Here is a 25549-nt window from a genome sequence, read left to right on the forward strand (position 1 = left end):
TTTTGTTTCACTTGTAATTTGATTAACTTCACTCATCGAAATCATACGTTCACTACTTACTACTATTTTTGGAATACCTTTTGTTGGTATTTTGTAGAAAAAAATTAATCATGAAAAACTATATACCACTACTAATGCTCATCTGTTTTGCTTCTTTTTCTAACGCTCAAAATGATTTTGAAAATCAATGGAAAGAAGTCACTAAACTAGAAAATGAAGGGCTCACAAAAAGCGCTTCTGATTTAGCGGAAGACATTTACAAAAAAGCCGTTAAAGCAGAAAACACGGAGCAACGCATTAAAGCTTTACTGCATATCAGTAAATACATGCTTGTACTTGAAGAAGATGCACAACTACACATTGTAAATCGCTTTAAATCTGAAATCGACATTACAAAAAACGTGGTTACCAAACATCTGTTAGAAAATATGTTAGCCACTATGTATTGGCAATATTTTCAACAAAGTCGTTACCAATTTTACAATAGAACTAAAACCTCTGAAAAAGTAAGCGATGATTTTAGAACCTGGGATTTAGAAACCATTTTTAATGAAATCCATACCTATTACCAACGCTCTCTAGAAAATGGTATTTTGTTGCAACAAGAACCGTTGATCAACTATAGTTTATTATTAAATGAAGCCGAAAACTCTAAAGACTTTCGCCCTACATTATATGATTTATTAAGTCATAATGCACTAAACTTTTATAAAACAGACGAAAATAGTATTACACAGCCTGCATACAAATTTAGTATTGATAACGAAGCATTTATTTCAGATAGTGAACCTTTTATCACTATAGATTTATCATCTAAAGACACATTATCACTTCAACGCAATGCCTTAAAAATCTATCAAAATTTAATAAAGTTTCATAAAAAGAATAAAGCGACTAAAGCTTTTGTAGAAATAGACATTGAACGACTAAATTTTGTAAAACAACATGCTGTATTTTCTAATGTAGACCATTTACTTCTGGAAACTTTAAGGTCTAAATCAAACGCATTAGCATCTTCTGAATTATCGACTTTATATGATTTTGAAATTGCTACAGTATATTATACACAAGGCAACGCTTACAATAACACTATTAAAGACAGTGAAGACAACACCAAAAACCGCTGGAAATTAAAAGAAGCACTACAACTTTGTAATTTGGCAATTTCTAAATTCCCAAATAGTGTTGGTTCTCTAAAATGCAAGGTTTTAATTGAGCAAATACGACAAGCTAATTTACAATTACAAACTGAAGAATTTATTAGTAGTAACGCTCCTTCAAAAATCTTAGTGACCTACAAGAATTTAGACGCTTTAGATTTTAATATATATAAAATTTCACAAAACCAATTAGAACGTTATAATCAAATTTACAGAGCGAAAGAGAAGCGTGATTTTTTCAACAAACTGAATCCTGTTGAAACATTTTCAAGAGCATTAAAAACCGAAGGGGATTATCAAAGCCACAGCACAGAAATTGTATTACCACACCTAGAAAATGGTCTATACTTAATTAAAACAAATACAAATTCTGAACATGACGTTTTTGCAACAGCCCATATTCAAGCTACAAATTTAGCATTGGTTGAAAGCTCAGAAAATGACACACATTTGTATCAAGTTATCCATAGACAAAATGGTAAACCTTCAGCCTATGCTGATGTTGAATTATCATATTCAAACAACAGAAATAATAAGCGTTCAACAAAGTATTTTACAACAGATCGTTTTGGTAAGTTCGAATTTAAAAAGAGCACCAACTACTATAGAAATGTTCAAATTAAGGTTAAAACTAAGGATGAAACGGGTTACTTTGGAGACTTCTACATCAATAGAAAATACGACCAAAACAAAAATAACGACACACAATACCATAACTTTTTATTCACAGACAGAAGTATATACAGACCAGGCCAAACCGTTTATTTTAAAGGTATCGCAACCAAATCTAAAGACGGAAAAACGGAAGTATCAGCTCATGAGGTTTCAAAATTAAGATTGAAAAATGTGAATGGTGAAGTTATAAGCGAACTTTTATTAAAAACCAATGCTTTTGGCTCAGTACATGGTGAGTTTATTTTACCTAATGATGGCTTAACTGGTAATTTTAGCATTGATATGTTTTCACATAGTTACGGCTACACATATATTTCAGTTGAAGAATACAAACGACCAAAATTCAAACCAGAATTTCAACCGATTACAGAAACTTACAAAGTAAACGATAGCATTACGGTAAACGGAACGGCAATCGCTTTTGCAGGTAGTAATATTACAGATGCGAAAGTAGCATATCGTGTAAAACGAAATGTAAGATTTCCGAGTTGGTATTATTGGAGACGTCCATATTTTAATGCGGAAGCCCAAGAAATCACTTTTGGAGAGACCAAAACAAATGCTAAAGGAGAATTTGAAATTACATTTAAAGCACTTCCTGATGAAAGTGTTTCTAAAGACAATCTTCCTGTTTTTAATTATGAAATCACCGCAGATGTTACAGATGTTAATGGAGAAACACGCTCTACGTCTACCATTGTTAATGTAGGTTATCATGCCATGACACTAAACATTGTTGCGCCTCAAAAAATTGATAAAGCTCAAAAAGAAATAGAAATTAGTTTAGCATCACAAAACCTAAATGGCGAATTTGCACCCGCAAAAGGCGAATTAAAGATCTATAAACTAAATGCACCAAACCGTGTTTTAAGAACCAGACCTTGGCAAGCACCAGATTACCAAACGCTTTCTGAAGAAGAATTTATAAAACTATTTCCGCACGACCCTTACGATGATGAGAATCAATTAACTAATTGGAAAAAAGGAGCTGAAGTCTTTAGTACAACATTTGATACTGAAAAGAAAAAAAACATTTCGTTAAAAAAACTTAAGAAATGGGATTCTGGTCAATATATTATTGTTGCAGAAAGCAAAGATAAATTTGGGCAAATTGTAAAAGATCAATTTTTTATAGCATTTTTTAGTGATAAAGACAAGACTGTTGCTGACAATCAATTATATGATGCGCAATTAGACAAAACTAGTTATAACATTAATTCTATGGCCAAACTAACTTTAGGTTCTGCTGCAAAAAACATAACCGTTACGGTTGAAATTGAAAAGGACGACAAGATTATAATGACGCAGTTAGTTACCCTAAACAATACGAAAGCAACCATTTCGATTCCTGTTTTAGACAGTGACTTAGGTGGCTTTGTTGTACATACGTCTTTTGCTGCTTTTAATGAATTTAAATCGCAAAGTTTTAGAGTTAATGTGCCATATCCAAAAACGGATTTAGACATTGAAACCATCACTTTTAGAGATAAATTACAACCAGGACAAGATGAAACTTGGAGTTTTAAAATTAAAGGACCACAAGGTGATAAAGTTTCTGCGGAATTGTTGGCAAGTATGTACGATGCGTCATTAGATAATTTTAAAGAACATAACTGGAATTTTAACCCAATTAAGAATCCTGTTTATTATGGAAGCATCAACAAAAATTCTAGACAAAGTTTTGGGAATACTAATTTTAAATTATTTAATAGTTTTAATACTTCTAGCTATTATCCAAACCAAAGACGCGATGCATTAAATTGGTTTGGGTTTTATTTTGGGAATCATTATCGTTATAAGAAGAGGAATAAATCTTACGCACCTCTTGCTATGGAAATTATGGCGGATTCAGAGGAAGTGAACAAAGTTTCTATTGGAAATGTAAGCGAAATATTGAATGGCCGAGGGGCTGGCATACGTGTATCTGCTGGATCAGGTCAACCTAGCCAAGACGCTAGTATAATAATTAGAGGTGTGGCTTCTATGTCTGGTACTGGAGGTAGTGTTTTATATGTTTTAAATGGAAAAATCATTAGCTCAAAAGAGTTCTCTAAAATAAATCCATCAGACATTTTAGAAGTTAAGGTTTTAAAAGATATTGAAGAACTGAAAGCATATGGAACAAAAGGTAAAAATGGTGTTATACTAATAACTACTAGCGCTAGTGCAAATGACTTACAAGAAATTATAGTCCGAAAAAACCTCAACGAAACGGCTTTCTTCTTTTCACAATTACAAACCGATAAAGACGGCAACGTAAGTTTCAATTTTAAAGCACCAGAAGCTTTAACCAAATGGAAACTACAACTCTTAGCGCATACTAAAACGTTAGAAAGTGCCTTGACACAGATGGAAGCTGTAACTCAAAAAGAATTAATGGTGATACCAAACGCACCACGTTTTTTAAGAGAAGGAGATCAAATTACAATTAGTACTAAAATTGCAAATCTTACCGACAATGAATTATCTGGAATGGCTCAATTGATATTAACTGATGCTGTGACCGGGAAGTCCATTGATGCAGAACTTTCAAATTCTAGTAACACCTCTCCTTTTGTAGTTGATGCCAAAGGCAATACACAAGTAACTTGGAATTTAGAGATTCCGGAAGGTATACAAGCAGTACAATATAAAATTATTGCTAAAGCTGGCGATTATAGTGATGGTGAGCAAAATGCCTTACCTGTTTTATCTAACAGAATGCTAGTTACGGAAACGCTTCCAATGTGGATTCGTTCTAACCAAACCAAAACGTTTACTTTAGAGAAGTTGAAGAATCAGACTTCCACGACGCTCAGTCACCATAAGTTAACCTTAGAAATGACATCGAATCCAGCGTGGTATGCTGTACAGGCTTTACCGTATTTAATGGAATATCCTTATGAGTGTAATGAGCAGACTTTCTCGCGTTATTATGCAAATGCATTAGCACAACACATTGTACAATCAAATCCAAGAATTGAAGCTGTTTTTAACCAATGGAAATCGACTGATGCCTTGCTCTCAAATTTAGAAAAGAATCAAGAATTGAAATCACTTTTGATTCAAGAAACACCTTGGCTTCGTGATGCAGAATCTGAGACAGAACAGAAAAAACGCATTGGGTTGTTATTCGATCTTAATAAGATGAATAACGAATTGCAATCTGCCATGAGAAAACTAAAGAACAACCAACACAGTTCTGGAGCTTGGCCTTGGTTTAATGGTGGTCGTGATAATCGATTTATTACCCAACATATTATTGCTGGGTTTGGGCATTTAAAACAACTAAATGTCAGCCTGAGCGCAGTCGAAGGTTCTATGATCGAAAACGCCATAGACTATTTAGATGCCGAATTTGTTAAAGAATATAAAGACATCAGAAAGTATAATAAGGATGCAGATTTAAACAAAGATCATTTATCGCATACCCAATTGCATTATTTATACACACGAAGTTTTTATTCTGAAATGACTCCTTCTAAAGAGGTTCAAAACATCATGGATTATTACCAAGGACAGATTCAGAAATATTGGTTATCGCGTTCAATATACGCGAAAGGCTTAATGGCTTTAACCATGCATCGTTTTGGCGATTCTAAAACAGCAGCTAAGATTTTAAAATCATTAAAAGAAAACAGTATTACTTCAGAGGAATTAGGTATGTATTGGTTAGCAAATATGAACTCTTGGCATTGGTACCAGGCACCAATTGAAACACAAGCTTTAATGGTTGAAGTCTTTTCGGAGGCTGGAGAAATTATTCAAAACGAAGCGAAGAATCTTGAAGATATCGACAATTTAAAGATTTGGCTATTAAAGAACAAGCAAACCAATCAATGGAAAACGACTAAAGCTACAACCGAAGCTGTATATGCTTTATTATTACAAGGCAGCGATTGGTTAAGTGTTACAGAACAAGTAGACGTTAAAGTTGGTAATGAAACTATTTCACCTTCAGCATTAGAAAACGTAAAAGTAGAAGCTGGCACAGGGTATTATAAAACCTCTTGGAATGGTTCTGAAATTAAACCAGAACAAGCTGATGTAACGATTACTAAAAAAGGAGAAGGTATTGCTTGGGGAGCTTTATATTGGCAATATTTTGAAGATTTAGACAAAATAACTTCAGCTGAAACTCCTTTAAAGTTAAGTAAAAAGTTGTTCTTAAAATCGAATACCGATAAAGGTGAAGAAATTTCAGAAATCACACCGGAAACAATCTTAAAAGTTGGTGACTTGGTTAGAGTTAGAATAGAATTACGTTCGGATCGCAATATGGAATTTGTGCATCTAAAAGATATGCGTGCCGCAGGTTTTGAACCTATAAATGTATTATCACAATATAAATGGCAAGATGGCTTGGGGTATTATGAAAGCATTAAAGACGCAGCCACCAATTTCTTTATGGATTATTTACCAAAAGGTGTCTATGTTTTTGAATATGATTTACGCGTAAACAATGCTGGTGATATGAGTAATGGCATTAGCACCATTCAGAGTATGTATGCACCAGAGTTTAGTAGTCATAGTGAAGGTTTAAGGATTTCTGTAAACTAATCTATAAACCTAGAGTCTACAAAGGCCCCAATATTGATTATAAAGAAAAAGAGGTTTCAAATTGAAACCTCTTTTTCTTTATAACCTAACTCGTTTAAACAACTACTTTGACGAGTCCTTTTAAATTATTTATTTGGAGGAGTCGTTGGCCTCACTTCTATTTTGCTAGGCAATGTTCTTGGATTCATTTTTAATAAATCGACGACCAATTCACCAATATCTTCAATCTGTATTTTCCATGATTGTTCTTCTGTAGGTTTATTTCCATTAAAATGAGTAGACACAGATCCTGGCATAATGGTACTCACTTTAATTCCATATTGACGTAAATCTAACATTACAGCCTGTGTAAAACCGGTAACTCCAAATTTACTTGCGTTATAAGCTGATCCACTTGCAAAAAAATTAGCACCAGCCAAACTTGATATTGTAATATAATAGCCTTTAGATGCCTTGAGCGCATTAACACTAGCCTTTATTGAATTAAATACACCTGTTAAATTAGTATCTATGGTATCATTCCATTGCTCTACAGTTAAGTTTTCAATACTAGCAAAATGTCCTAAACCCGCATTAGCAATAACGATATCTAACTGACCAAAGGTGTTTAAAGCTTGTGCAACAGCCTTTTGTTGACTCTCAAGCTGCCTCACATCGGCCTGAATACCAATCACCGACCCAACACGATTTGTTCTAGAAGCCAAATCTTTTGCAGCTTCATCTGCAGATGTCTTTGTTCTACTTGTAATAACAACTTTTAATCCTTGACGAAGCAAAGCTTCAGCAACTCCATAACCAATGCCTTTGGTACCACCTGTAATAAGCGCTACTTTTCCTTTTAAATCTTGCATATATTCTCTTTTACCCAAATTTACAAAACTGTAATAGAAATCGGAAATTGTTAATTAAGTTGTTCTTTGTGCACAACGGCTATATTATCTAACTTTACCCCTTCAAAACACCTAATGTTTATATAGATGAAAACGCTACACATCATAAAGCCCATAATTTCATTACTTCTTGCAATGCTATTTTTATCTTGTATCAGTAAACAAAAAGGTCTTACGGAAGCCGTTCCTGTAAAAACACATCCCAAACTTCTTTTCTTAAATTACACTATTAATCGTATGAATACCGAAACAATGATTTCGTTAATTAATCAAATACAGGCGGATGGCAAATTAAAAATAAAGCCTATTGAGAAGCACAACAGCATTGGGGATTTAGAATATCACATTTTAGATAAAGACTTCACTTTATTAGAAGAATATTCAATAAAAGATCCACTAAAAAAAACCGTAGAGTTTATAAATGATTCAGGGAATCTTGAAAAAAAAATATTAGATTTAGACAGTGCACAGTTTTCTATTAAATTACAACTACCACCTAAAGCGAACTATATTGTAATTAATGAAATAAAAGCATCGGGAATAAAACAATTGGACACTGTAAAAATTAAATAAGCATGAAAAAAATCTTACTATTATTCCTTTTTACTTATCATTTCCAATTGACTTTTGCTCAAAATTTTGAGGTACAAAGCATAAAAAGTTCTGGTGATAATGACAAACGTATAAATCTTGTAATTTTAAGCGAAGGGTATCAAGCCAATGAAATGTCACAATTTGAAACCGATGCTAATAATTTTATGAATGACATGTTCTCCCAAGAGCCATTTGCTAACTATGAAAATTACTTCAATGTTTATATCATAAAAGTACCATCTAACGAAAGCGGTGCCACCCATCCCGGAACAGCGTTAGATGAATCTAGTGTCACTGTTCCAATACTAACGGTAGATAATTATTTCGGCACGGCTTATGACAGCTATGATGTACACCGATTACTCTACACTTCTAATACGGCTTTAATTAGCACAGTTTTAGCGAATAATTTTCCTGAGTACGATCAAGCCCTTATTTTAGTAAATTCGCCTTATTATGGAGGTAGTGGTGGCCCATTTCCCATAGCGTCAACAGGAACGAGTGCTGGTGAAATTGCTATCCACGAAATAGGTCATTCTTTTGTAGACCTAAAAGACGAGTATTACCCTGGCGATATTCTTGCTGAAGAAGGTATTAATATGACGCAACAAACGGACCCTACTTTGGTTAAATGGAAAAACTGGATTAACACTAACAACATTGGTATTTTTCCGTATGCTAATTCAGGAACGGCTGCTACTTGGAACCGACCACATCAATCTTGTAAAATGCGTTATCTTGGATATGATTTTTGTTCTGTTTGTAAGGAAGGAATTATTGAAAAAATTCACGATTTAATCTCTCCAATAGATTCTTATTCTCCTATGGAAGCGACAATTAACGCTCCTAACTTTCCTCTAAACTTTCAATTAAACACCATACAAACACTTCCAACGAATACTATTGAAAGTACATGGACATTAAATAGTACTACCATTGCGTCTAACACAGACACGGTTACTTTAGAAGCCAGTGATTTAACAACTAACACAAATAATTTAACGGTTGTTGTGCAAGACGCAACTCCTTTAATTAATATTGACAACCATGACACAATTCATATTGCAACTGTAACTTGGACCATAGATAACACCTTAGGGATTCAAGATATTACCGCTAACGATTTTAGCTTAACCATGTATCCAAATCCTGCTCAAACCATTCTAAATTTAAAATTAGAAAATACCTTAAACGAAGCTATTATTATAGAGATTATTAGTCTAGATGGAAAGCTAATTAAATCAGCTCAGCTTTCTAATAATCAAAATACAGCAATAGACATTAGTGCTCTAAGTAGTGGCTTATACATCACCAATTTTTATTCAAACAAAACTTTAATTACGAGTAAAAAGCTAATTAAAAATTAAATAGACGGGCCTTTATTTCGTTTTTGGCGGGTATCCTGAAAATATCTTATCAACTAATTTTACTAGTGTTGCCTCTCTTTTTTCGGGTAAAGCATTTAACTTATAATTACTCTTGCTCACAGCTTGCCAAAATAATCTTTCATTTTGCTTTTTATCTACAAAATCAATAACAATCTCTCTTGTTTTCTGATTTGTACCTATTGGAACACCTACAGAGACTCCTCCAAAGCCTCCACCTCCGCCACCACCAACTCCAACACCAACATTAGGCGTGTTTCTGTTCATCAGTTCTTGACTTTGAATATCAATATAAAAATCTGGATTATCAGAACGAGTGAGTCCAATAGTAGTCAGTTTAGCATCAATGGCACGTATTAAACGTAAGCTATCAAACTGGCTTAAACCCGTTTGCATATCACCGAAGTAATTATAGGTTTTGTAGTTACTAAAATCAGCTGATTTTTCGTAATCATAGTTGACTACAGCTCCACATGAGGTTATAAAAAGTGCGAGACATAAGTATTTAAAATTTTTCATCCTTTTTTTATTTAAAGATAACCAAATCTAATGACTAAATTTTAAAACTTAAGCTTCTTCGTCTTGAGGCTCAACCGCCTTGGTTAAAGAGGATGAGATAATACCCGTTGGAATAGCAACAATTCCCAAACCAATCATAAGAATAAAGAATGTAAAGACACGACCACCAACAGTTACAGGATATACATCACCATAACCAACCGTAGTTAGCGTTACAATAGACCACCAGAGACTAGAGAATATGGAAGAAAAATGCTCTGGTTGTGCTTCATTTTCAAAATAATAAATACCTACCGCAGCGAAATAAATGAGCATCAATGTAATGATCATAAATAAGATAATCTGTTCTTTTGCCAACTTCATCGCATTCGCAAAATGATGCATCGCTTTATTGTAACGTACAAGTTTGAAGAGCCTAAATAATCGGAACATTCTTAACAAACGCAATGAGCGTAAGTCTATTCCAAAAGACAAATAGAATGGCAAAATTGCGAGTAGGTCTATAATTCCGAAAAAACTAAAAATGAATTTCGGCTTACTATCGGCCACATAAATACGTGCCACATATTCGAATGTAAAAACGATGACACAAAACGCTTCTACAGCCTTTAATACCACTTTTGTTTGAGGCTTTAAATCTGGTAACGTTTCTATAGAAAACGTAATCACAGAAAAGATAATTAAAAATTGTATAAAATAAGCAAAACGCTTACTGCGCTTTGTGCCATTAAGTTCTACAAGATTTTTAAGATAGGCCTTCATTGTGAGGTTTAGACGTTAATCATTCAACATCTTCCAAAGTTCATCTTTTAATTCCGTAAGTCCTTGGTGCGCTAAAGAAGATATAAACATATACTTAGACTCTAAATTTTTATCTAAAATCTCAGATATTTCAGACTTTAATTCGTCATCCAACATATCAGATTTTGAAATCACCACAAAGCGATCTTTATCTAACATTTCTGGATTATAACGTCTTAACTCATCTACAAGAATTTCGTATTGCTCTACAATATCCTTAGCATCCGCAGGAATTAAAAACAATAGTATTGAATTTCGTTCTATATGCCTTAAAAAGTAATACCCTAAACCTTTTCCTTCGGCAGCCCCTTCAATAATACCAGGAATATCTGCCATTACAAACGATTTAAAATCGCGATATTCTACAATCCCTAAATTAGGCTTTAAGGTGGTAAACTCATAATCTGCAATTTTAGGCTTTGCTGAAGTTAAAACAGACAATAAAGTAGATTTTCCTGCATTTGGGAATCCAACCAATCCAACATCAGCCAATACTTTAAGTTCTAAAGTAATATCTCTTTCTTCATGAGGAATACCAGGTTGTGCATAACGTGGTGTTTGATTTACTGAATTCTTAAAATGCCAGTTACCACGTCCACCCATACCACCTTGTGCAACGATTCGTTCTTCACCATCTTCAGTGATTTCGAACATAATAGTATCCGATTCCGAATCACGAACAACAGTTCCTAAAGGGACTTCTACGTAAACATCTTCACCATCAGCACCAGTGCTTCTTCCGCTACTTCCATGTGCTCCATGGCCTGCTTTAAAGTGACGTTTAAATTTTAAATGAATAAGTGTCCAAAGGTTAGAATTACCTCGTAAAATCACATGGCCACCACGACCACCATCTCCTCCATCTGGTCCACCTTTTTGTATATATTTTTCGCGATGTAAATGCGCAGAACCTTTTCCTCCGTTTCCAGAAGATACGTGCATTTTTACGTAGTCAACAAAATTTCCTTCAGTCATATTCCTTTCCCACCAAAGTGGGAATCTTTTTTAGTTAATTCCTATTTTAACAGGAATGGCAATTTATAATTTATCAATTACAGAACTTAAACGCACTGTAATAGCTTCAACACTACCAACACCATCAACACCAAAATATTTATTCTGATCGGTATAGTAATCTTTTAAAATAGCCGTTTTTGTATAGTATTGTTTTATTCTATTTCTTATGATACTCTCGTCCGCATCATCAGTTCTTCCACTCGTTTCTCCACGTTTAAGTAAACGCTCTACTAAAACCTCATCATCAACCTCTAGAGCCACCATAGCGTCAATTTGAGAATCTTTATCTTCCATTAACGCATCTAAGGCTTTTGCTTGTGCATTAGTTCTTGGAAAACCATCAAAGATAAAACCATTAGCACCTGCATTTTTCTCCACCTCTTTATTCAACATATCAATAGTTACCTGATCTGGCACCAACTCTCCTTTATCCATATAAGACTTAGCTAACATTCCTAAAGCGGTTTCGTTTTTAATATTAAATCTAAAAACGTCACCTGTAGAGATGTGTATTAAATCGTATTTCTCTTTTAGAAAATTAGCTTGTGTTCCTTTACCTGCTCCTGGAGGGCCAAATAGTACTATGTTCGTCATATGTTGTGTTGTTTTTAATTGATATACATCTGGTAGATCTCTTCCTAATCCATTATAATCAAGTCCATAACCAACGATGAACTTATTAGGAATTTCTATACCGACGTAATGAAGTTTAAAATCTTTATTATAAGCTTCGGGTTTGTAAAACAACGTTGCAATAATTAATTGCTTTACATTTTCGTTTTCAAAAATACGATGCACTTCTTCCAAAGTGTTTCCTGAATCTATAATGTCTTCTAAAATAACAACTGTACGCCCTGTTAAATCTTGGGTTAAACCAATTAAGCGTTGAATATCTTCGGTAGACTTCACCCCTTCATAAGAGGCCAGTTTAATAAAAGTAACTTCACATGGTTTGGGATATTTTTTTACAAAATCGCTTACTAACATAAACGAACCATTTAATATACCAATAAATACGGGTACTTCATCACCTAAGTCTGCAGCAATACCATCTACCATCTTTTGGACGGCAGCATCTATTTCTTGTTCAGAGATAAAAGGTTTAAAGTATAAATCGTGAAGCTTAATCACTTTCTTTTTATTTTAGAATTGCAAAGATACATATTTGAACGAGGATTGACCATTTTTTGATTTACGAATTTCGAATTATATACCATATTTAGCGTATTTTTGCTATTGAAAAGCAGAATTTTTAATCTTAAATAAGATTCCCATTTGCACGGGAACAATAAAAATTGATGAACTATTTTTCTTCTAATTTTAAACTCGGTATTCTTGGTGGTGGCCAACTTGGCAAAATGATGCTATACGACACACGTAAGTTTGATATTTACACTTGCGTCTTAGACCCAAGCCCAGAAGCACCATCACGACTAGCCTGCGACGAATTCACCGTTGGTGATTTATTAGATTACGACACTGTAATTAACTTCGGAAAACAGGTTGACGTATTAACTTTTGAGATTGAAAATGTTAATGTAGATGCTTTAGAAACGCTTGAAAAGCAAGGTGTAAAAGTTTTTCCGTCGTCTAAAACATTACGAATAATCCAAAATAAAGCCACTCAAAAATTATTTTATCGCGATCACAATATTCCGACAGCAGATTTTACAAGATTTGCATATACCTCAGAAATTGATGAGGCTGTAGATCATGGAGGCTTAAGCTATCCTTTTGTATGGAAAAGTGCACGATTTGGTTATGATGGTACAGGTGTAAAAGTGGTTAGAAATCTTTCTGATTTAACGGATTTACCAAATGTGGAATGTATTACTGAGAAATTGATTCCATTTAAAAATGAATTGGCTGTAATTGTGGCTAGAAACGCACAAGGAGATCTTAAGACCTATCCTGTTGTTGAAATGGAATTTCATCCAGAAGCCAATCAAGTTGAATATGTCATTTGTCCGGCAAGAATACCTGATGCTATTGCTAAAAAAGCTGAATTAGTAGCCTTAAAAACTGCTGAAGCATTTAAACATGTGGGCTTATTAGCTGTGGAAATGTTTCAGACTGAAAATGACGACATCCTAGTTAACGAAGTTGCACCAAGACCACACAATTCTGGTCATTATAGTATTGAAGCCAGTTACACCTCACAATTTGAACAACAGATTAGATGTATTTTAGATTTGCCCCTAGGCCATACAGCAAGTAAAGTTGCAGGAGTGATGGTAAATCTTGTTGGTGCAGAAGGTTATACTGGAAACGTGGTTTATAAAAATATTGAAAACATTCTTGCAATGGAAGGAGTGACACCACACATTTACGGCAAAAAACAAACCAGACCCTTCCGAAAAATGGGTCATGTAACTATTGTAAATAAAGATATTACTGTTGCTCGTAAAATAGCAGAACAAGTAAAACAAACAATCGAAGTAATTAGCGAATAAAAAATGAGTAAAGTAGCCATAATAATGGGAAGTAAAAGCGACATGCCAGTAATGCAAGACGCTATAGATATATTAAACGGTTTTGATATTGAAATTGAAGTTGATATCGTTTCGGCACACAGAACCCCTGAAAAATTATTCGATTTTAGTAAAAATGCTCATAAAAGAGGCATCAAAGTAATTATAGCTGGCGCAGGTGGAGCAGCTCATTTACCAGGAATGGTAGCCTCTATGTCTCCGTTACCAGTTATTGGTGTTCCTGTAAAAAGCAGTAATTCAATAGATGGTTGGGATTCTGTATTATCCATTTTACAAATGCCAGGAGGAGTACCTGTAGCTACTGTAGCTTTAAACGGAGCCAAAAATGCAGGAATTTTAGCGGCTCAGATTTTAGGCAGCGCTGACCAATGTGTATTAGATAAAATAATCGTTTATAAAGAAGGATTGAAAGCAAAGGTTATTGATTCTGCAAAAGACTTATAAAAAAGCCTCAACTCTCGTTAAGGCTTTTAGCTATTAATCAATTCTACTTTAACATCATTTAATATGTAAAATATTAAGCAAAGGTACAAAACACCATATTACAGATTATCATATTCAAACGTTAAAATTCAGATAATCAAATACTTAATTCAAATCTACACGACATGACAATTCTTAATAAACCGTTCAACACCTTATATAATACTGCTCCATTTTCAAAACTTAAATCTGAAGATTTTTTACCTGCAATTAAAGAAGGGATAATAAAAGCAAAAGCTGAGATTGACGCAATCACAGCAAACAAAGAAACACCTAGTTTTGAAAACACTATTGAAGCCTTAGATTTTTCTGGAGAAGAGCTTGATCGTATCTCTAGTATTTTCTTCAATTTGAATTCTGCTGAAACTAATGATGAGATTCAGAAAATTGCACAAGAGGTTTCACCTTTACTTTCAGATTTCAGCAATGATATCACGTTAAATGAAGCCTTATTTAAACGCGTAAAAGCCGTTTACGACGCTAAAGCTAGTTTAGATTTAACTACTGAGCAGCAAACCCTTCTCGATAAAAAATACAAAGGGTTTTCTCGTAATGGTGCTAATTTACCAGAAGATAAAAAAGAAAAACTTCGTGCCATTGATAAGGAATTAAGTCAATTAAAATTAAAATTCGGAGAACATATTTTAGCGGAAACAAATAAATTTGAAATGCACCTTACAGACGAGTCTGAGCTTTCAGGTTTACCAGAAGGAGCCAAAGAAGCCGCTAAACAATTAGCCGAAAGCAAAGACAAAGACGGTTGGTTAATCACCTTAGATTATCCAAGTTATATTCCGTTTATGACCTATGCAGACAACAGAGCTTTAAGAGAAAAATTATCTAAAGCCTTTGGTAGAAAAGGATTTCAAAACGATGAACTAGACAATCAAAACATTGTTCTTAAAATCGCGCAATTGCGTTTTGAGCGTGCTCAACTTCTAGGCTACAAAACACATGCTCACTTTGTGTTGGAAGAGCGTATGGCAGAAACGCCAGAAAAAGTAACGTCATTTTTAAACGAATTATTAGAAAAAGCAAAACCAGCGGCTAAAGCAGAATTTGAAGAATTAGAAGCTTTCGCAAAAGAATTAGACAACATCGATCAATTACAAAAATGGGATTCTGGTTATTATGCTGAAAAGTTGAAGCAAAAATTATTCGACTTGGATGATGAGCAATTAAAACCGTATTTCAAACTAGAAAATGTAATCAATGGTGCTTTTACAGTAGCTCATAAATTATTCGGTCTACAGTTTGAAGAAATTAATACTATCGATAAATATCACGAGGACGTTTTAACGTATAAAGTTACGGATAGCGAAGGAGAATTAGTTTCCATTTTCTATGCCGACTTTTTCCCAAGAGCAGGAAAACGAAATGGTGCTTGGATGACGTCTTTTAAACCACAGATGATAAAAGATGGTAAAAATGAAAGACCACATGTATCTATCGTATGTAACTTTACAAAACCAACAAAAAGTAAACCCTCATTATTAACCTTTAATGAAGTCACAACATTGTTTCATGAATTTGGTCACGCCTTACACGGTATGTTAGCCAACACCACGTATCCAAGTCTATCGGGAACCAGTGTGTATTGGGATTTTGTTGAATTGCCAAGTCAGGTATTAGAAAATTGGTGCTACGAAAAAGAAGCTTTAGAGTTATTTGCAACACATTACGAAACAGGCGAAGTCATCCCAATGGAGCTGGTTAAAAAAATAAAAGCTTCCGCAACGTTTCATGAAGGTATGCAAACCTTACGTCAATTGAGTTTTGGATTATTAGATATGTCGTGGCATGGTATTGATCCTTCAAATATTACAAATGTAAAGTCTCATGAAGTTGAAGCCTTTGGAGATACAAGTCTGTATCCTGATGTCGCAGAAAATTGTATGAGCACGTCGTTTTCGCATATTTTTCAAGGAGGCTATTCTTCGGGATATTACAGTTACAAATGGGCAGAAGTTTTAGATGCAGATGCCTTTGAATATTTTAAAGAAGAAGGCATTTTTAATAAAACCGTGGCAGATAAGTTTAAAACCTTTGTATTATCTCAAGGAGGTACCGATAACCCAATGACTTTGTATAAAAAGTTTAGAGGACAAGAACCAAAACCTGAAGCCTTATTAAGACGTGCAGGCTTGTTGAAATAAATCAATAAAAAGAGAGCAAATGAAAAACTCTCTTTTTATTTAAACAAAACTTTCACAAATTATTGAAAGTTTAAAAATTATTATATATTTGTATTATGGAATATCAAGAAGCAAAAGAAAAATTTATTAGCACTTGGGGAAGTTTAGGCTCACTTTGGGGCATCAATAAAGCGATGGCTCAAATACAAGCCTTACTTTTTATTTCCACCCAGCCTTTGTCTATGGAAGACATTATGGAAGATCTTAAAATTTCACGCGGTAATACCAGTATGAATTTAAGACAACTCATGGATTGGGGCATTGTAACCAAAGTATTGGTTTCTGGTGAACGTAAAGAGTTTTTTACTACGGAAAAAGACGTACAAGAATTAGCACGCATCGTCGCCAAAGAGCGCAGTCGAAGAGAAATTAGACCTGTGATTAAAGTTCTTGAAGAGGTCTCTACCATAAAAGATGATGGCACTGAAAACACAAAAGAGCTCATTAAACAAACCAAGGCTTTAAATCAATTAACCCAAGATTTAGATACTTTAATGAATAAGATGGTGAATCAAAAACAAAATTGGTTAACGAAATCGGTTTTAAAACTGATGAAGTAGCAGGTATATTTTTTTAAAACAAACTTTCAATTTTTTCTGAAAGTTTAAAAACAAAGAAAACATGAAACATTTTTACGATATCAACAAAATATTAATCCTTAGCACCTCACTTCTTTACTTGACTTTTTGGGGAGGCATTGCAGCCCAAATGGTTTTGGGGTTGACTCAAATTTTAATGAGCATCACGCTTATCGTTCATTTTAAAACACTCACTCAACCGATCAAAAAACTATTTAAAGCTTATGTAATTACAACGGTATTCATTATTGTATTCTTTCGGATTATAGCTTATTTCGGAATTAGAGGATTCCCGTTCATCCTCCTATGGCTATTCGTTTCAATGGGGCTTGCCCTATTCCATTTCTATATCACTTATAAACTTAAATTATCATGAAAACACAAATTCCAAATGGGTTAATCATTCTAGGTGGCTGTGGACAAGTATTCACCGCATTAATTTATCCATATATAAGACACAAGGTTTTTGACTGGTATAATGACGTAAAACAGCTAAAACCTCTAAATCAGGAAATCGCAAAAACGTATGGCCGATATATTCAAGGTTTAAATTTTTCTTTTGGATTAATTGCTATCGTAATTCCCAACGATTTACAAAACGGATCAAACTTAGCTATTGCATTAACCGGACTTATTGCGGCATATTGGGTTGGAAAAGTCGCTACACAAATTGCGTATTATCCCATGTATGACATACCTCAGAAATTAATTTTTAAGATCGGTAGTTATGTCATGAATACCTTATTCATACTATTTGCTGTGGTTTACACATGGTTATTAATAACAAATCTTAGTTCAAGCTTATAAATTTCCATTATGAAAACACAAACACTACCTATTGACAGCTATTCTGAAAAAAACAAAATAGAAATGATAGATTTCTATAACGAAGCCTCAGAAGATTACGAATTTTGGAGTCAAGACTTTAACATGCATTTTGGTTATTATACACCGTTTAAAACTAATCCTTTTAAACGCGACAGCATGCTTAATCAAATGAATGCTCAGGTTATAAAACGACTTCAAATTAACACTAAAAAGCATAGACTCATCGATTTAGGTTGTGGTATGGGAGGCACAATGCGCTATGCTTTAAAACAACATCAAAATCTTATCACTTATGGAGTCACACTTTCTGATTTTCAAGTGAAACATGGGAATGATTTATTACAAGGAAAAAATGGTATTATTCTAAAAGAAAATTACAACCACACCTCATTTCAATCTCATTCCTTTGATTCGGCTGTAGCCATAGAAAGCTTTTGCCATTCCGGTCACGGAGAAAATTCATTAAAAGAAGCGTATCGTATTTTAAAACCTGGCGGAAAATTAGTCATCGCAGATGCCTTCCTAAAAAAAGAGCATTCAGAACTTTGCAAAGGAGCAGAATATGCATACCACCGATTATGCGATCATTGGAGTCTTGAAAAACTGGAAACCCACACTTTTATAACGCAAAAGTTACAAGACTTAGGTTTCATAAATATTACAATTGAAGACACCTCCCATTGCGTTGCCCCTTCTGTACTATATGTCCCATTTGCAATTACAGGCTTTATACTCAAAAAATTGCTAAGTTTTAAATCTATAAAAAGAGAAAGTCTTCACAACTTAAAAGGATCATTCTACGCATTATTAACAGGATTACACCTCAAAAGTTTTGGATATTATATCATTAGCGCCACAAAAACATAATGAGATATGCACCCTATATAATTTTACTTTAATTTTTAGAACTAAATTATATCTCAAATTTTTAACCTATTTTTGAGTCAGCAATGAAATTGAACAATGCCTAAGCATCAAATAGACCCAAACAATTGGGTGAAATCATATTCAGATTACTTATTTAATTACACAATTACTCGTGTTAATAGCAGAGAGATTGCGCAAGATTTAATATCTGAAACATTTTTAGCTGGCCTTAAATCCATGAAAAACTTTAAGGGTGAAGCGAGTGAACGCACGTGGCTAGTGTCTATTTTAAAGCGCAAAATCATTGACCATTACCGAAAAATAAACTCTAACAAAGGTAAAGCTGAAGTTAGAATGACTTATAACAGTGATACAGATAGCGAAGGTGATTGGTTAGAAGAACGCGTAGCAGATGCCAGTGACAAGACTGCTGAAGACCATTTAGTAAATTCAGAATTAGGTGACGCCATCTACGATTGTTTAGGAAAATTACCAGAAAAACAAGCAGACGTTTTTAAGATGAAAACCATTTTAGGTTATGATACAGAAACCATTTGTAATGATTTAGATATTACTGCGTCTAACCTATGGGTAATTATACACAGAGCACGAACTGCATTAGCAGAATGCATGGAAGAAAATTGGTATAAATGATATTCCGTTTACAAGGACATTAAAGATGAAAAAAAGTTTTTTATTTATAAGCTGTGAGGAAGCAAAACATATTTGTGATAAAGTACAATATAATGAGGCTTCTTCTTGGGAACAATTTAAACTAAGATTACGTCTTTCGTATTGTCACATTACAAAAAAGTACTCTCGCAAGAATACCAAATTATCTGAAACTATAGAAAAATCAAAAGTTCAGTGTCTCAAAACTGAAGAACTTAGCAAGCTTCAATCCGAATTTGATAGAGAATTAGCGAAGCAACAACAAGATTAACAGCCAAACAATAGGCAAACCTTCTACCCAAAACGCACTAAAATATTTTGATTGATTTTTGTTTGACAAAAGCAAAAACAATAATGTAACCGCAGTAATTATTACGATAGCAATTATTGATTTGTCTAATAATTCATCTTTAAAAAACTCTAACGTCAGAAAAACAACCAAAAGGATTACTCCGATAACTTTAGTGTTTTTAACTCCTATTTTTTGAGGTATTGTCGCCAACTTTAAACTATCGTAATTTAAGTCTCTAATCTCAAACGGCAGCATTAGAACCAGTATATAACAAAACCGTTGTACCCCAACAAGTAAACCATCAGAACTCACCAAAACACCATTATTCAACATTGGTAATAAAACCGTTGTAAAGGTCCATATCAATGCAATAAGATAAACCTTCAAACCACTGACTTGCCTTAAATTCTTGTGGTCATCAAATAAATATTTTTTAGGAACCATTATAGGAATAGCATAAAAGAATGTAATAATCCCAAGAATAACAATAAGCATTAAAGCCTCAAACTCTAGCTTTAGCACAAAATAACACATTGCTAAAAAGGCAATAAAAGAAAATACTTGTAATGCTTTTAACCAACCTGCCAAACTGCGATGATGAAACTTAACAATCCCAAAATATTTCACAAAATTATACCCCGTTATCGTTGCAAAAAAAACAAAACTTAAAAGATATGTATCGTATGCAATATCCATCTCTATTAACGTTACCCAAGCTAAAGAACAAGCGGCTAAAGCAACATGAATACTACTATTCAAATAAAAGTTGAAGATGCGTTTTAAAACTCCCATTCCACAAAAGTAAGGAATGTGTTAATAACCTCTCGTTTCGGTTAAAAACTTTAATTTTCAATAACTAAAAAATTAGGCTAAATCCTTACTTTTGCAGAACTAAATAAATTATTTTTTAATGGACACAACCTCATTTGCACTCAGACATATTGGCCCAAATTCGGACGAACAACAAGCCATGTTAGACACTATAGGTGTTAAAAATATAGAACAATTAATTGACGAAACAATTCCGACGAACATACGCCTAGAAAACGACTTAGATCTTGATGCTGCGATGAGTGAGCAAGAGTATCTAACCCATATCAACCAACTCTCACAACGCAATAAAATTTACAAAACCTATATTGGCTTAGGGTACTACCCTACTAATTTACCAGCAGTAATTCAACGTAACATATTAGAAAACCCAGGTTGGTACACCGCTTACACACCTTATCAAGCAGAAATTGCACAAGGTCGATTAGAAGCCTTATTGAATTTCCAAACCATGATTATTGATTTAACAGGTATGGAAATTGCCAATGCATCACTTTTAGATGAAAGTACAGCAGCTGCTGAAGCTATGGGACTTTTATTTGCTATTAGAGATCGTGCACAAAAGAAAGCCAATGTCAATAAATTCTTTGTTTCAGATTTAGTGTTACCACAAACTATTGCTTTACTTGAAACAAGAGCGAATCCAATAGGTATTGAATTGATTATTGGAAATGAAGCAGAATACAAACTATCTGAAGATTATTTTGGGGCCTTACTTCAATACCCAGGAAAAAATGGACAGATTACAGATATTAAAGCTTTTATTGAAAAAGCAAATGCTCAAAATATTAAAGTTGCTGTTGCAGCCGATATTTTAAGTTTAGTAAAACTTGAAGCACCAGGGAAATTTGGTGCCGATGTTGTTATTGGAACAACTCAACGTTTTGGAATCCCAATGGGATATGGTGGCCCTCATGCGGCTTATTTTGCTACAAAAGAAGCTTACAAACGTGATATTCCTGGGCGTATTATAGGAATTACTAAAGACGCCAATGGCAACAGAGCATTACGTATGGCGCTTCAAACTAGAGAACAACATATAAAACGCGATAAAGCAACCTCTAACATCTGTACCGCTCAAGTACTTTTAGCCGTAATGGCTAGTATGTATGCTGTATATCATGGCCCAAAAGGCTTAACATTTATCGCCGATAAAATAAAGAACTCTACATCTACCCTAGCCCACGCTTTAGAGCAATTAGGATTAGAACAAGTCAATTCACATTACTTCGATACCATTCAAATAAAGGCTGATGCTGTTAAAGTAAAATATGAAGCTGAGAAAAAAGAAGTCAACTTTCATTATCCAGATACTAATACGGTAACGATATCTATCAACGAAACGACTAATGTTTCGGACTTAAATGAAATTATTTCAATTTTTGAAGCTGTAACAGGAAAGACTACAGAAAAAATCGAAGCTGTTTCTCATATAAAAACCATTCCAGATCATCTAAAGCGTCAATCCGACTTTTTAACTTTTGATATCTTTAACACTTATCATTCTGAGACCGAATTAATGCGTTATATAAAACGTTTAGAACGTAAAGATTTAGCATTAAACCATTCTATGATTTCATTAGGGTCTTGTACCATGAAATTAAATGCGGCTTCAGAAATGCTACCGTTAAGTTGGCCAAGTTGGGGCAATATGCACCCATTTGCGCCATCTGAACAAGCCACAGGTTACAAACTAATGCTAAAAGCACTAGAAAATCAATTGTCAGAAATTACTGGTTTTGCGGCAACGTCACTTCAACCAAATTCTGGTGCTCAAGGTGAGTTTACCGGACTAATGGTTATTAGAGCATATCACGAATCTCGTGGAGATCACCACAGAAATATCTGTTTAATTCCTTCGTCTGCACATGGAACAAATCCGGCAAGTGCTGTAATGGCAGGAATGAAAGTTGTGGTAACTAAAGCTTCAGAGGATGGAAATATAGATGTTGAAGATTTAAGAGAAAAAGCAGAATTACATAAAGATAATCTTTCGGCTTTAATGGTTACTTATCCTTCCACGCATGGAGTTTATGAATCAGCCATTAAAGAAATCACAAAAATTATTCACGATAATGGTGGCCAAGTCTATATGGATGGAGCCAATATGAATGCTCAAGTAGGCTTAACTAACCCAGGAAATATAGGTGCCGATGTATGTCACTTAAACTTACACAAAACTTTTGCTATTCCTCACGGAGGTGGTGGGCCTGGAGTTGGACCAATCTGCGTTGCAAAACAATTAGTGCCGTTCTTACCAGGAAATCCGATCGTTAAAACGGGAGGTCATCAAGCTATCACAGCGGTTTCAGGGGCGCCTTATGGATCGTCTTTAGTTTGTCTTATCTCTTATGGTTACATAAAAATGTTGGGCTATAGAGGATTAAAAAAAGCAACCGAAATTGCGATTCTAAATGCAAACTATATCAAAGAACGTTTAAGCGAATATTATCCAACGTTATACTCTGGTGAAAACGGTAGAGCGGCTCACGAAATGATTATTGATTGTCGTGATTTTAAAGCCAATGGTGTTGAAGTTACGGACATCGCAAAACGTTTAATGGATTACGGATTCCACGCCCCAACAGTTTCGTTCCCTGTTGCAGGAACCATGATGATTGAACCTACCGAAAGTGAAAGTAAAGCTGAAATGGATCGTTTTTGTGATGCCATGATTTCAATTAGAAAAGAAATCGACACAACATCTAAAGACGAACCTAATAACCTATTAAAAAATGCACCTCATACGTTAAATATGTTAACCTCTGATGAGTGGTCATTCCCATATAGTAGAGAAGCGGCAGCATTTCCATTAGAGTTTGTGAGAGACAATAAATTCTGGCCTAGTGTAAGACGTGTAGATGACGCTTATGGAGATCGAAATTTAATCTGTAGTTGTGTCCCTATAGACGCCTACATGGAAGCTTAGTTCAAGTACAAAAACATAAAAAAAAGTATCTAAATTAGATGCTTTTTTTTATGTTTTTAAAATTATAGATCATTATAATTATGAATTCTTTAAAAATTATTGCTTTAGAACTGTAAATTATAAAAATGAATATATTATTAGTTAATTTCGTAACTATGAAAACAATTAGCGATGGCAATTAAAATAACAGGAACAGGGAGTTATATCCCTAGTAATATCAAAAAAAACGAAGATTTCTATAATAATCTATTTTTAAATGCTGATGGCTCTTCTATTAATAGCCCAAATGAAATCATTGTAGAAAAATTTAAAGCTATTACAGGTATTCAAGAACGACGTTATGTTGAAGACGATCTATTAAATTCTGATATTGCTTTTTATGCTGCAGAAAAGGCTATTAACGATGCCAAAATTGATAAAGAAACGATTGATTACATCATTGTAGCTCATAATTACGGAGATGTAAGACACAATGCAGAGCAAAGTGATACCGTGCCTAGTATGGCATCTCGAGTAAAACATTTATTGAAAATTAAAAATCCAAAATGTGTTGGTTACGATTTACTTTTTGGATGCCCTGGTTGGATTGAAGGAGTAATCCAAGCCAAAGCGTTTATCGCTTCTGGTATTGCAAAACGCTGTCTGGTTATTGGCTCAGAAACCCTATCTAGAGTAATCGATAAACACGACAGAGATTCTATGATCTACAGTGATGGAGCTGGTGCTGTAATCGTTGAGAAAACAGATGAAGAAGGAGGTATTTTAGCTCATGAATCTGCAACTTACGCCTTAGATGAAGCTCATTTTATTTACTTCGGAGAAACCAACAATCCTGAAATCACAGATAAGCGTCGATACATAAAAATGTATGGTCGTAAGATTTATGAATTTGCATTGTCTAACGTTCCTAATGCTTTAAAAGCTTGTCTTGATAAAAGTGGAGTTTCCATTAAAGATGTCAAAAAAATATTGATTCACCAGGCGAATGAAAAAATGGATGAAGCCATAGTAAAGCGGTTTTATAAATTGCACCATATGGAAATGCCCGAAGGTATCATGCCTATGACAATTAGTAGGCTCGGAAACTCTAGTGTTGCTACGGTCCCAACCTTATTAGATATGATATTAAAAGGCCAACTAAAAAATCAAGAGATTAACAAAGGTGATATTATTATGTTTGCAAGTGTTGGTGCAGGTATGAATATTAATACTATTGTATATAAATATTGATTTACAAGATTTCTATAAGCCCTATTTATGTACGAAAAAACATACCCCAATAAACGCTTCAAACTTACCCTGCAGTTTTTACAAAAACATATCAATACTTCAGAAACTATTTTAGATTTAGGAGTAAAAAATCCGTTTTCTGAAATTATGATTTCGGAAGGGTTTTCTGTTAAAAACACAACCGGAGAAGATTTGGATGAAAATCAATCGGCAATTAAAAACTCTTCTGCTGAGGTGGTAACGGCTTTTGAAATTTTCGAACATTTATTATCACCTTATGAGATTTTAAAATCTATTAAAACAAATAAATTAGTTATTAGTGTGCCTTTAAAATTATGGTTTGCTCCGGCCTATCGAAGTAAAACCGATATGCGTGATAGGCATTATCATGAGTTTGAAGATTGGCAACTCGATTGGCTTTTAGAAAAAACAGGATGGATCATTAAAGACCGACAACAGTGGACTAATCCTGTGAATAAATTAGGGATTAGACCTATTTTAAGACGGTTTACGCCGCGTTACTACATTGTATATGCAGAAAGAGTTTAACTTTGAAAAAACAGCTTTCAATT

Annotated in this window: 21 protein-coding genes; 15 read left to right on the forward strand and 6 right to left on the reverse strand. The window is 34.1% G+C overall.

The window, feature by feature from the left end; all coding sequences use genetic code 11:
- Positions 1-110: 110 nt before the first annotated feature.
- Complete coding sequence (locus tag ACXGSQ_RS18355) at positions 111-6374, forward strand: alpha-2-macroglobulin family protein (protein ID WP_458627566.1); 6264 nt, start codon at positions 111-113, stop codon at positions 6372-6374.
- A 125-nt stretch (positions 6375-6499) separates the two neighbouring features.
- Here ACXGSQ_RS18355 and ACXGSQ_RS18360 read toward each other — a convergent pair whose 3' ends face one another.
- The gene (locus ACXGSQ_RS18360; RefSeq protein WP_458627567.1) at positions 6500-7225 is read right to left on the reverse strand and encodes an SDR family oxidoreductase; all 726 of its coding nucleotides are present in this window, start codon (positions 7223-7225) and stop codon (positions 6500-6502) included.
- A 126-nt stretch (positions 7226-7351) separates the two neighbouring features.
- On the opposite strand from ACXGSQ_RS18360, the gene ACXGSQ_RS18365 reads away from it, so the two are divergent.
- Both ACXGSQ_RS18365 and ACXGSQ_RS18370 read left to right on the forward strand, forming a co-directional pair.
- On the forward strand, positions 7352-7837 hold the full coding sequence (locus ACXGSQ_RS18365) for a hypothetical protein (protein WP_458627568.1): 486 nt from the start codon (positions 7352-7354) through the stop codon (positions 7835-7837).
- Positions 7838-7839: 2 nt separating this feature from the next.
- Positions 7840-9225: a T9SS type A sorting domain-containing protein gene (locus tag ACXGSQ_RS18370; protein ID WP_458627569.1), complete on the forward strand. Its 1386-nt coding sequence runs from the start codon at positions 7840-7842 to the stop codon at positions 9223-9225.
- Between the two features lie 12 nt (positions 9226-9237).
- Here the strand turns inward: ACXGSQ_RS18370 and ACXGSQ_RS18375 are convergent, their stop codons facing one another.
- The 4 genes from ACXGSQ_RS18375 to ACXGSQ_RS18390 form a co-directional block, all read right to left on the reverse strand.
- Positions 9238-9762: a DUF4136 domain-containing protein gene (locus ACXGSQ_RS18375; RefSeq protein WP_458627570.1), complete on the reverse strand. Its 525-nt coding sequence runs from the start codon at positions 9760-9762 to the stop codon at positions 9238-9240.
- 48 nt (positions 9763-9810) lie between these two features.
- Entirely contained in the window at positions 9811-10524 is a 714-nt protein-coding gene (locus ACXGSQ_RS18380; RefSeq protein ID WP_458627571.1) for an ion transporter, read from the reverse strand.
- Positions 10525-10539: 15 nt separating this feature from the next.
- On the reverse strand, positions 10540-11538 hold the full coding sequence (gene obgE / locus ACXGSQ_RS18385) for a GTPase ObgE (protein WP_458627572.1): 999 nt from the start codon (positions 11536-11538) through the stop codon (positions 10540-10542).
- 63 nt (positions 11539-11601) lie between these two features.
- On the reverse strand, positions 11602-12711 hold the full coding sequence (locus ACXGSQ_RS18390) for an adenylate kinase (protein WP_458627573.1): 1110 nt from the start codon (positions 12709-12711) through the stop codon (positions 11602-11604).
- 167 nt (positions 12712-12878) lie between these two features.
- On the opposite strand from ACXGSQ_RS18390, the gene ACXGSQ_RS18395 reads away from it, so the two are divergent.
- The 9 genes from ACXGSQ_RS18395 (at position 12879) to ACXGSQ_RS18435 (ending at position 19966) form a co-directional block, all read left to right on the forward strand.
- Positions 12879-14033 (forward strand): 5-(carboxyamino)imidazole ribonucleotide synthase, encoded by a 1155-nt coding sequence (locus ACXGSQ_RS18395; RefSeq protein ID WP_458627574.1) that lies wholly within the window; start codon positions 12879-12881, stop codon positions 14031-14033.
- Between the two features lie 3 nt (positions 14034-14036).
- A complete protein-coding gene (gene purE, locus ACXGSQ_RS18400; RefSeq protein WP_458627575.1) occupies positions 14037-14516 on the forward strand; it encodes a 5-(carboxyamino)imidazole ribonucleotide mutase in 480 nt (159 codons plus the stop codon).
- A 164-nt stretch (positions 14517-14680) separates the two neighbouring features.
- Positions 14681-16711 carry a M3 family metallopeptidase gene (locus ACXGSQ_RS18405; RefSeq protein WP_458627576.1) on the forward strand — a complete coding sequence of 677 codons (2031 nt, stop codon included), beginning with the start codon at positions 14681-14683 and terminating at the stop codon, positions 16709-16711.
- 95 nt (positions 16712-16806) lie between these two features.
- Complete coding sequence (locus tag ACXGSQ_RS18410; protein ID WP_458627577.1) at positions 16807-17310, forward strand: GbsR/MarR family transcriptional regulator; 504 nt, start codon at positions 16807-16809, stop codon at positions 17308-17310.
- 61 nt (positions 17311-17371) lie between these two features.
- Positions 17372-17704 carry a hypothetical protein gene (locus ACXGSQ_RS18415; RefSeq protein WP_458627578.1) on the forward strand — a complete coding sequence of 111 codons (333 nt, stop codon included), beginning with the start codon at positions 17372-17374 and terminating at the stop codon, positions 17702-17704.
- Positions 17701-18135: a hypothetical protein gene (locus ACXGSQ_RS18420; protein ID WP_458627579.1), complete on the forward strand. Its 435-nt coding sequence runs from the start codon at positions 17701-17703 to the stop codon at positions 18133-18135. Before ACXGSQ_RS18415 ends, ACXGSQ_RS18420 begins: the two co-directional genes overlap by 4 nt.
- A 9-nt stretch (positions 18136-18144) precedes the next feature.
- A complete protein-coding gene (locus tag ACXGSQ_RS18425; protein ID WP_458627580.1) occupies positions 18145-19023 on the forward strand; it encodes an SAM-dependent methyltransferase in 879 nt (292 codons plus the stop codon).
- Positions 19024-19119: 96 nt separating this feature from the next.
- The gene (locus tag ACXGSQ_RS18430; protein ID WP_458627581.1) at positions 19120-19677 is read left to right on the forward strand and encodes a sigma-70 family RNA polymerase sigma factor; all 558 of its coding nucleotides are present in this window, start codon (positions 19120-19122) and stop codon (positions 19675-19677) included.
- 25 nt (positions 19678-19702) lie between these two features.
- Entirely contained in the window at positions 19703-19966 is a 264-nt protein-coding gene (locus ACXGSQ_RS18435; protein ID WP_458627582.1) for a hypothetical protein, read from the forward strand.
- Here the strand turns inward: ACXGSQ_RS18435 and ACXGSQ_RS18440 are convergent.
- Positions 19943-20779, reverse strand: coding sequence for a UbiA prenyltransferase family protein (locus ACXGSQ_RS18440; protein ID WP_458627583.1), 837 nt, complete (start codon positions 20777-20779; stop codon positions 19943-19945). The two genes, ACXGSQ_RS18435 and ACXGSQ_RS18440, sit on opposite strands and share 24 nt — an antisense overlap.
- A gap of 118 nt (positions 20780-20897) precedes the next feature.
- Here ACXGSQ_RS18440 and gcvP point away from each other — a divergent pair, with 118 nt between their 5' ends.
- The 3 genes from gcvP (at position 20898) to ACXGSQ_RS18455 (ending at position 25526) form a co-directional block, all read left to right on the forward strand.
- Complete coding sequence (gcvP, locus tag ACXGSQ_RS18445; protein WP_458627584.1) at positions 20898-23747, forward strand: aminomethyl-transferring glycine dehydrogenase; 2850 nt, start codon at positions 20898-20900, stop codon at positions 23745-23747.
- A gap of 171 nt (positions 23748-23918) precedes the next feature.
- Complete coding sequence (locus ACXGSQ_RS18450; RefSeq protein WP_458627585.1) at positions 23919-24977, forward strand: 3-oxoacyl-ACP synthase III family protein; 1059 nt, start codon at positions 23919-23921, stop codon at positions 24975-24977.
- A gap of 27 nt (positions 24978-25004) precedes the next feature.
- Entirely contained in the window at positions 25005-25526 is a 522-nt protein-coding gene (locus tag ACXGSQ_RS18455) for a class I SAM-dependent methyltransferase (protein ID WP_458627586.1), read from the forward strand.
- Positions 25527-25549: the final 23 nt, after the last annotated feature.

The organism is Winogradskyella sp. PC D3.3, assembly GCF_054366245.1.

What these genes read in the sequence shown, in the direction of transcription:
- ACXGSQ_RS18415 (WP_458627578.1), top strand. Translation starts at nt 17,372, where the DNA reads ATGAAACATTTTTACGATATCAACAAAATATTAATCCTTAGCACCTCA.
- ACXGSQ_RS18395 (WP_458627574.1), top strand. Translation starts at nt 12,879, where the DNA reads ATGAACTATTTTTCTTCTAATTTTAAACTCGGTATTCTTGGTGGTGGC.
- ACXGSQ_RS18355 (WP_458627566.1), top strand. Translation starts at nt 111, where the DNA reads ATGAAAAACTATATACCACTACTAATGCTCATCTGTTTTGCTTCTTTT.
- ACXGSQ_RS18410 (WP_458627577.1), top strand. Translation starts at nt 16,807, where the DNA reads ATGGAATATCAAGAAGCAAAAGAAAAATTTATTAGCACTTGGGGAAGT.
- ACXGSQ_RS18435 (WP_458627582.1), top strand. Translation starts at nt 19,703, where the DNA reads ATGAAAAAAAGTTTTTTATTTATAAGCTGTGAGGAAGCAAAACATATT.
- ACXGSQ_RS18405 (WP_458627576.1), top strand. Translation starts at nt 14,681, where the DNA reads ATGACAATTCTTAATAAACCGTTCAACACCTTATATAATACTGCTCCA.
- gcvP (WP_458627584.1), top strand. Translation starts at nt 20,898, where the DNA reads ATGGACACAACCTCATTTGCACTCAGACATATTGGCCCAAATTCGGAC.
- ACXGSQ_RS18420 (WP_458627579.1), top strand. Translation starts at nt 17,701, where the DNA reads ATGAAAACACAAATTCCAAATGGGTTAATCATTCTAGGTGGCTGTGGA.
- obgE (WP_458627572.1), bottom strand. Translation starts at nt 11,538, where the DNA reads ATGACTGAAGGAAATTTTGTTGACTACGTAAAAATGCACGTATCTTCT.
- ACXGSQ_RS18455 (WP_458627586.1), top strand. Translation starts at nt 25,005, where the DNA reads ATGTACGAAAAAACATACCCCAATAAACGCTTCAAACTTACCCTGCAG.
- purE (WP_458627575.1), top strand. Translation starts at nt 14,037, where the DNA reads ATGAGTAAAGTAGCCATAATAATGGGAAGTAAAAGCGACATGCCAGTA.
- ACXGSQ_RS18370 (WP_458627569.1), top strand. Translation starts at nt 7,840, where the DNA reads ATGAAAAAAATCTTACTATTATTCCTTTTTACTTATCATTTCCAATTG.
- ACXGSQ_RS18365 (WP_458627568.1), top strand. Translation starts at nt 7,352, where the DNA reads ATGAAAACGCTACACATCATAAAGCCCATAATTTCATTACTTCTTGCA.
- ACXGSQ_RS18360 (WP_458627567.1), bottom strand. Translation starts at nt 7,225, where the DNA reads ATGCAAGATTTAAAAGGAAAAGTAGCGCTTATTACAGGTGGTACCAAA.
- ACXGSQ_RS18380 (WP_458627571.1), bottom strand. Translation starts at nt 10,524, where the DNA reads ATGAAGGCCTATCTTAAAAATCTTGTAGAACTTAATGGCACAAAGCGC.
- ACXGSQ_RS18450 (WP_458627585.1), top strand. Translation starts at nt 23,919, where the DNA reads ATGGCAATTAAAATAACAGGAACAGGGAGTTATATCCCTAGTAATATC.
- ACXGSQ_RS18375 (WP_458627570.1), bottom strand. Translation starts at nt 9,762, where the DNA reads ATGAAAAATTTTAAATACTTATGTCTCGCACTTTTTATAACCTCATGT.
- ACXGSQ_RS18440 (WP_458627583.1), bottom strand. Translation starts at nt 20,779, where the DNA reads ATGGGAGTTTTAAAACGCATCTTCAACTTTTATTTGAATAGTAGTATT.
- ACXGSQ_RS18430 (WP_458627581.1), top strand. Translation starts at nt 19,120, where the DNA reads ATGCCTAAGCATCAAATAGACCCAAACAATTGGGTGAAATCATATTCA.
- ACXGSQ_RS18425 (WP_458627580.1), top strand. Translation starts at nt 18,145, where the DNA reads ATGAAAACACAAACACTACCTATTGACAGCTATTCTGAAAAAAACAAA.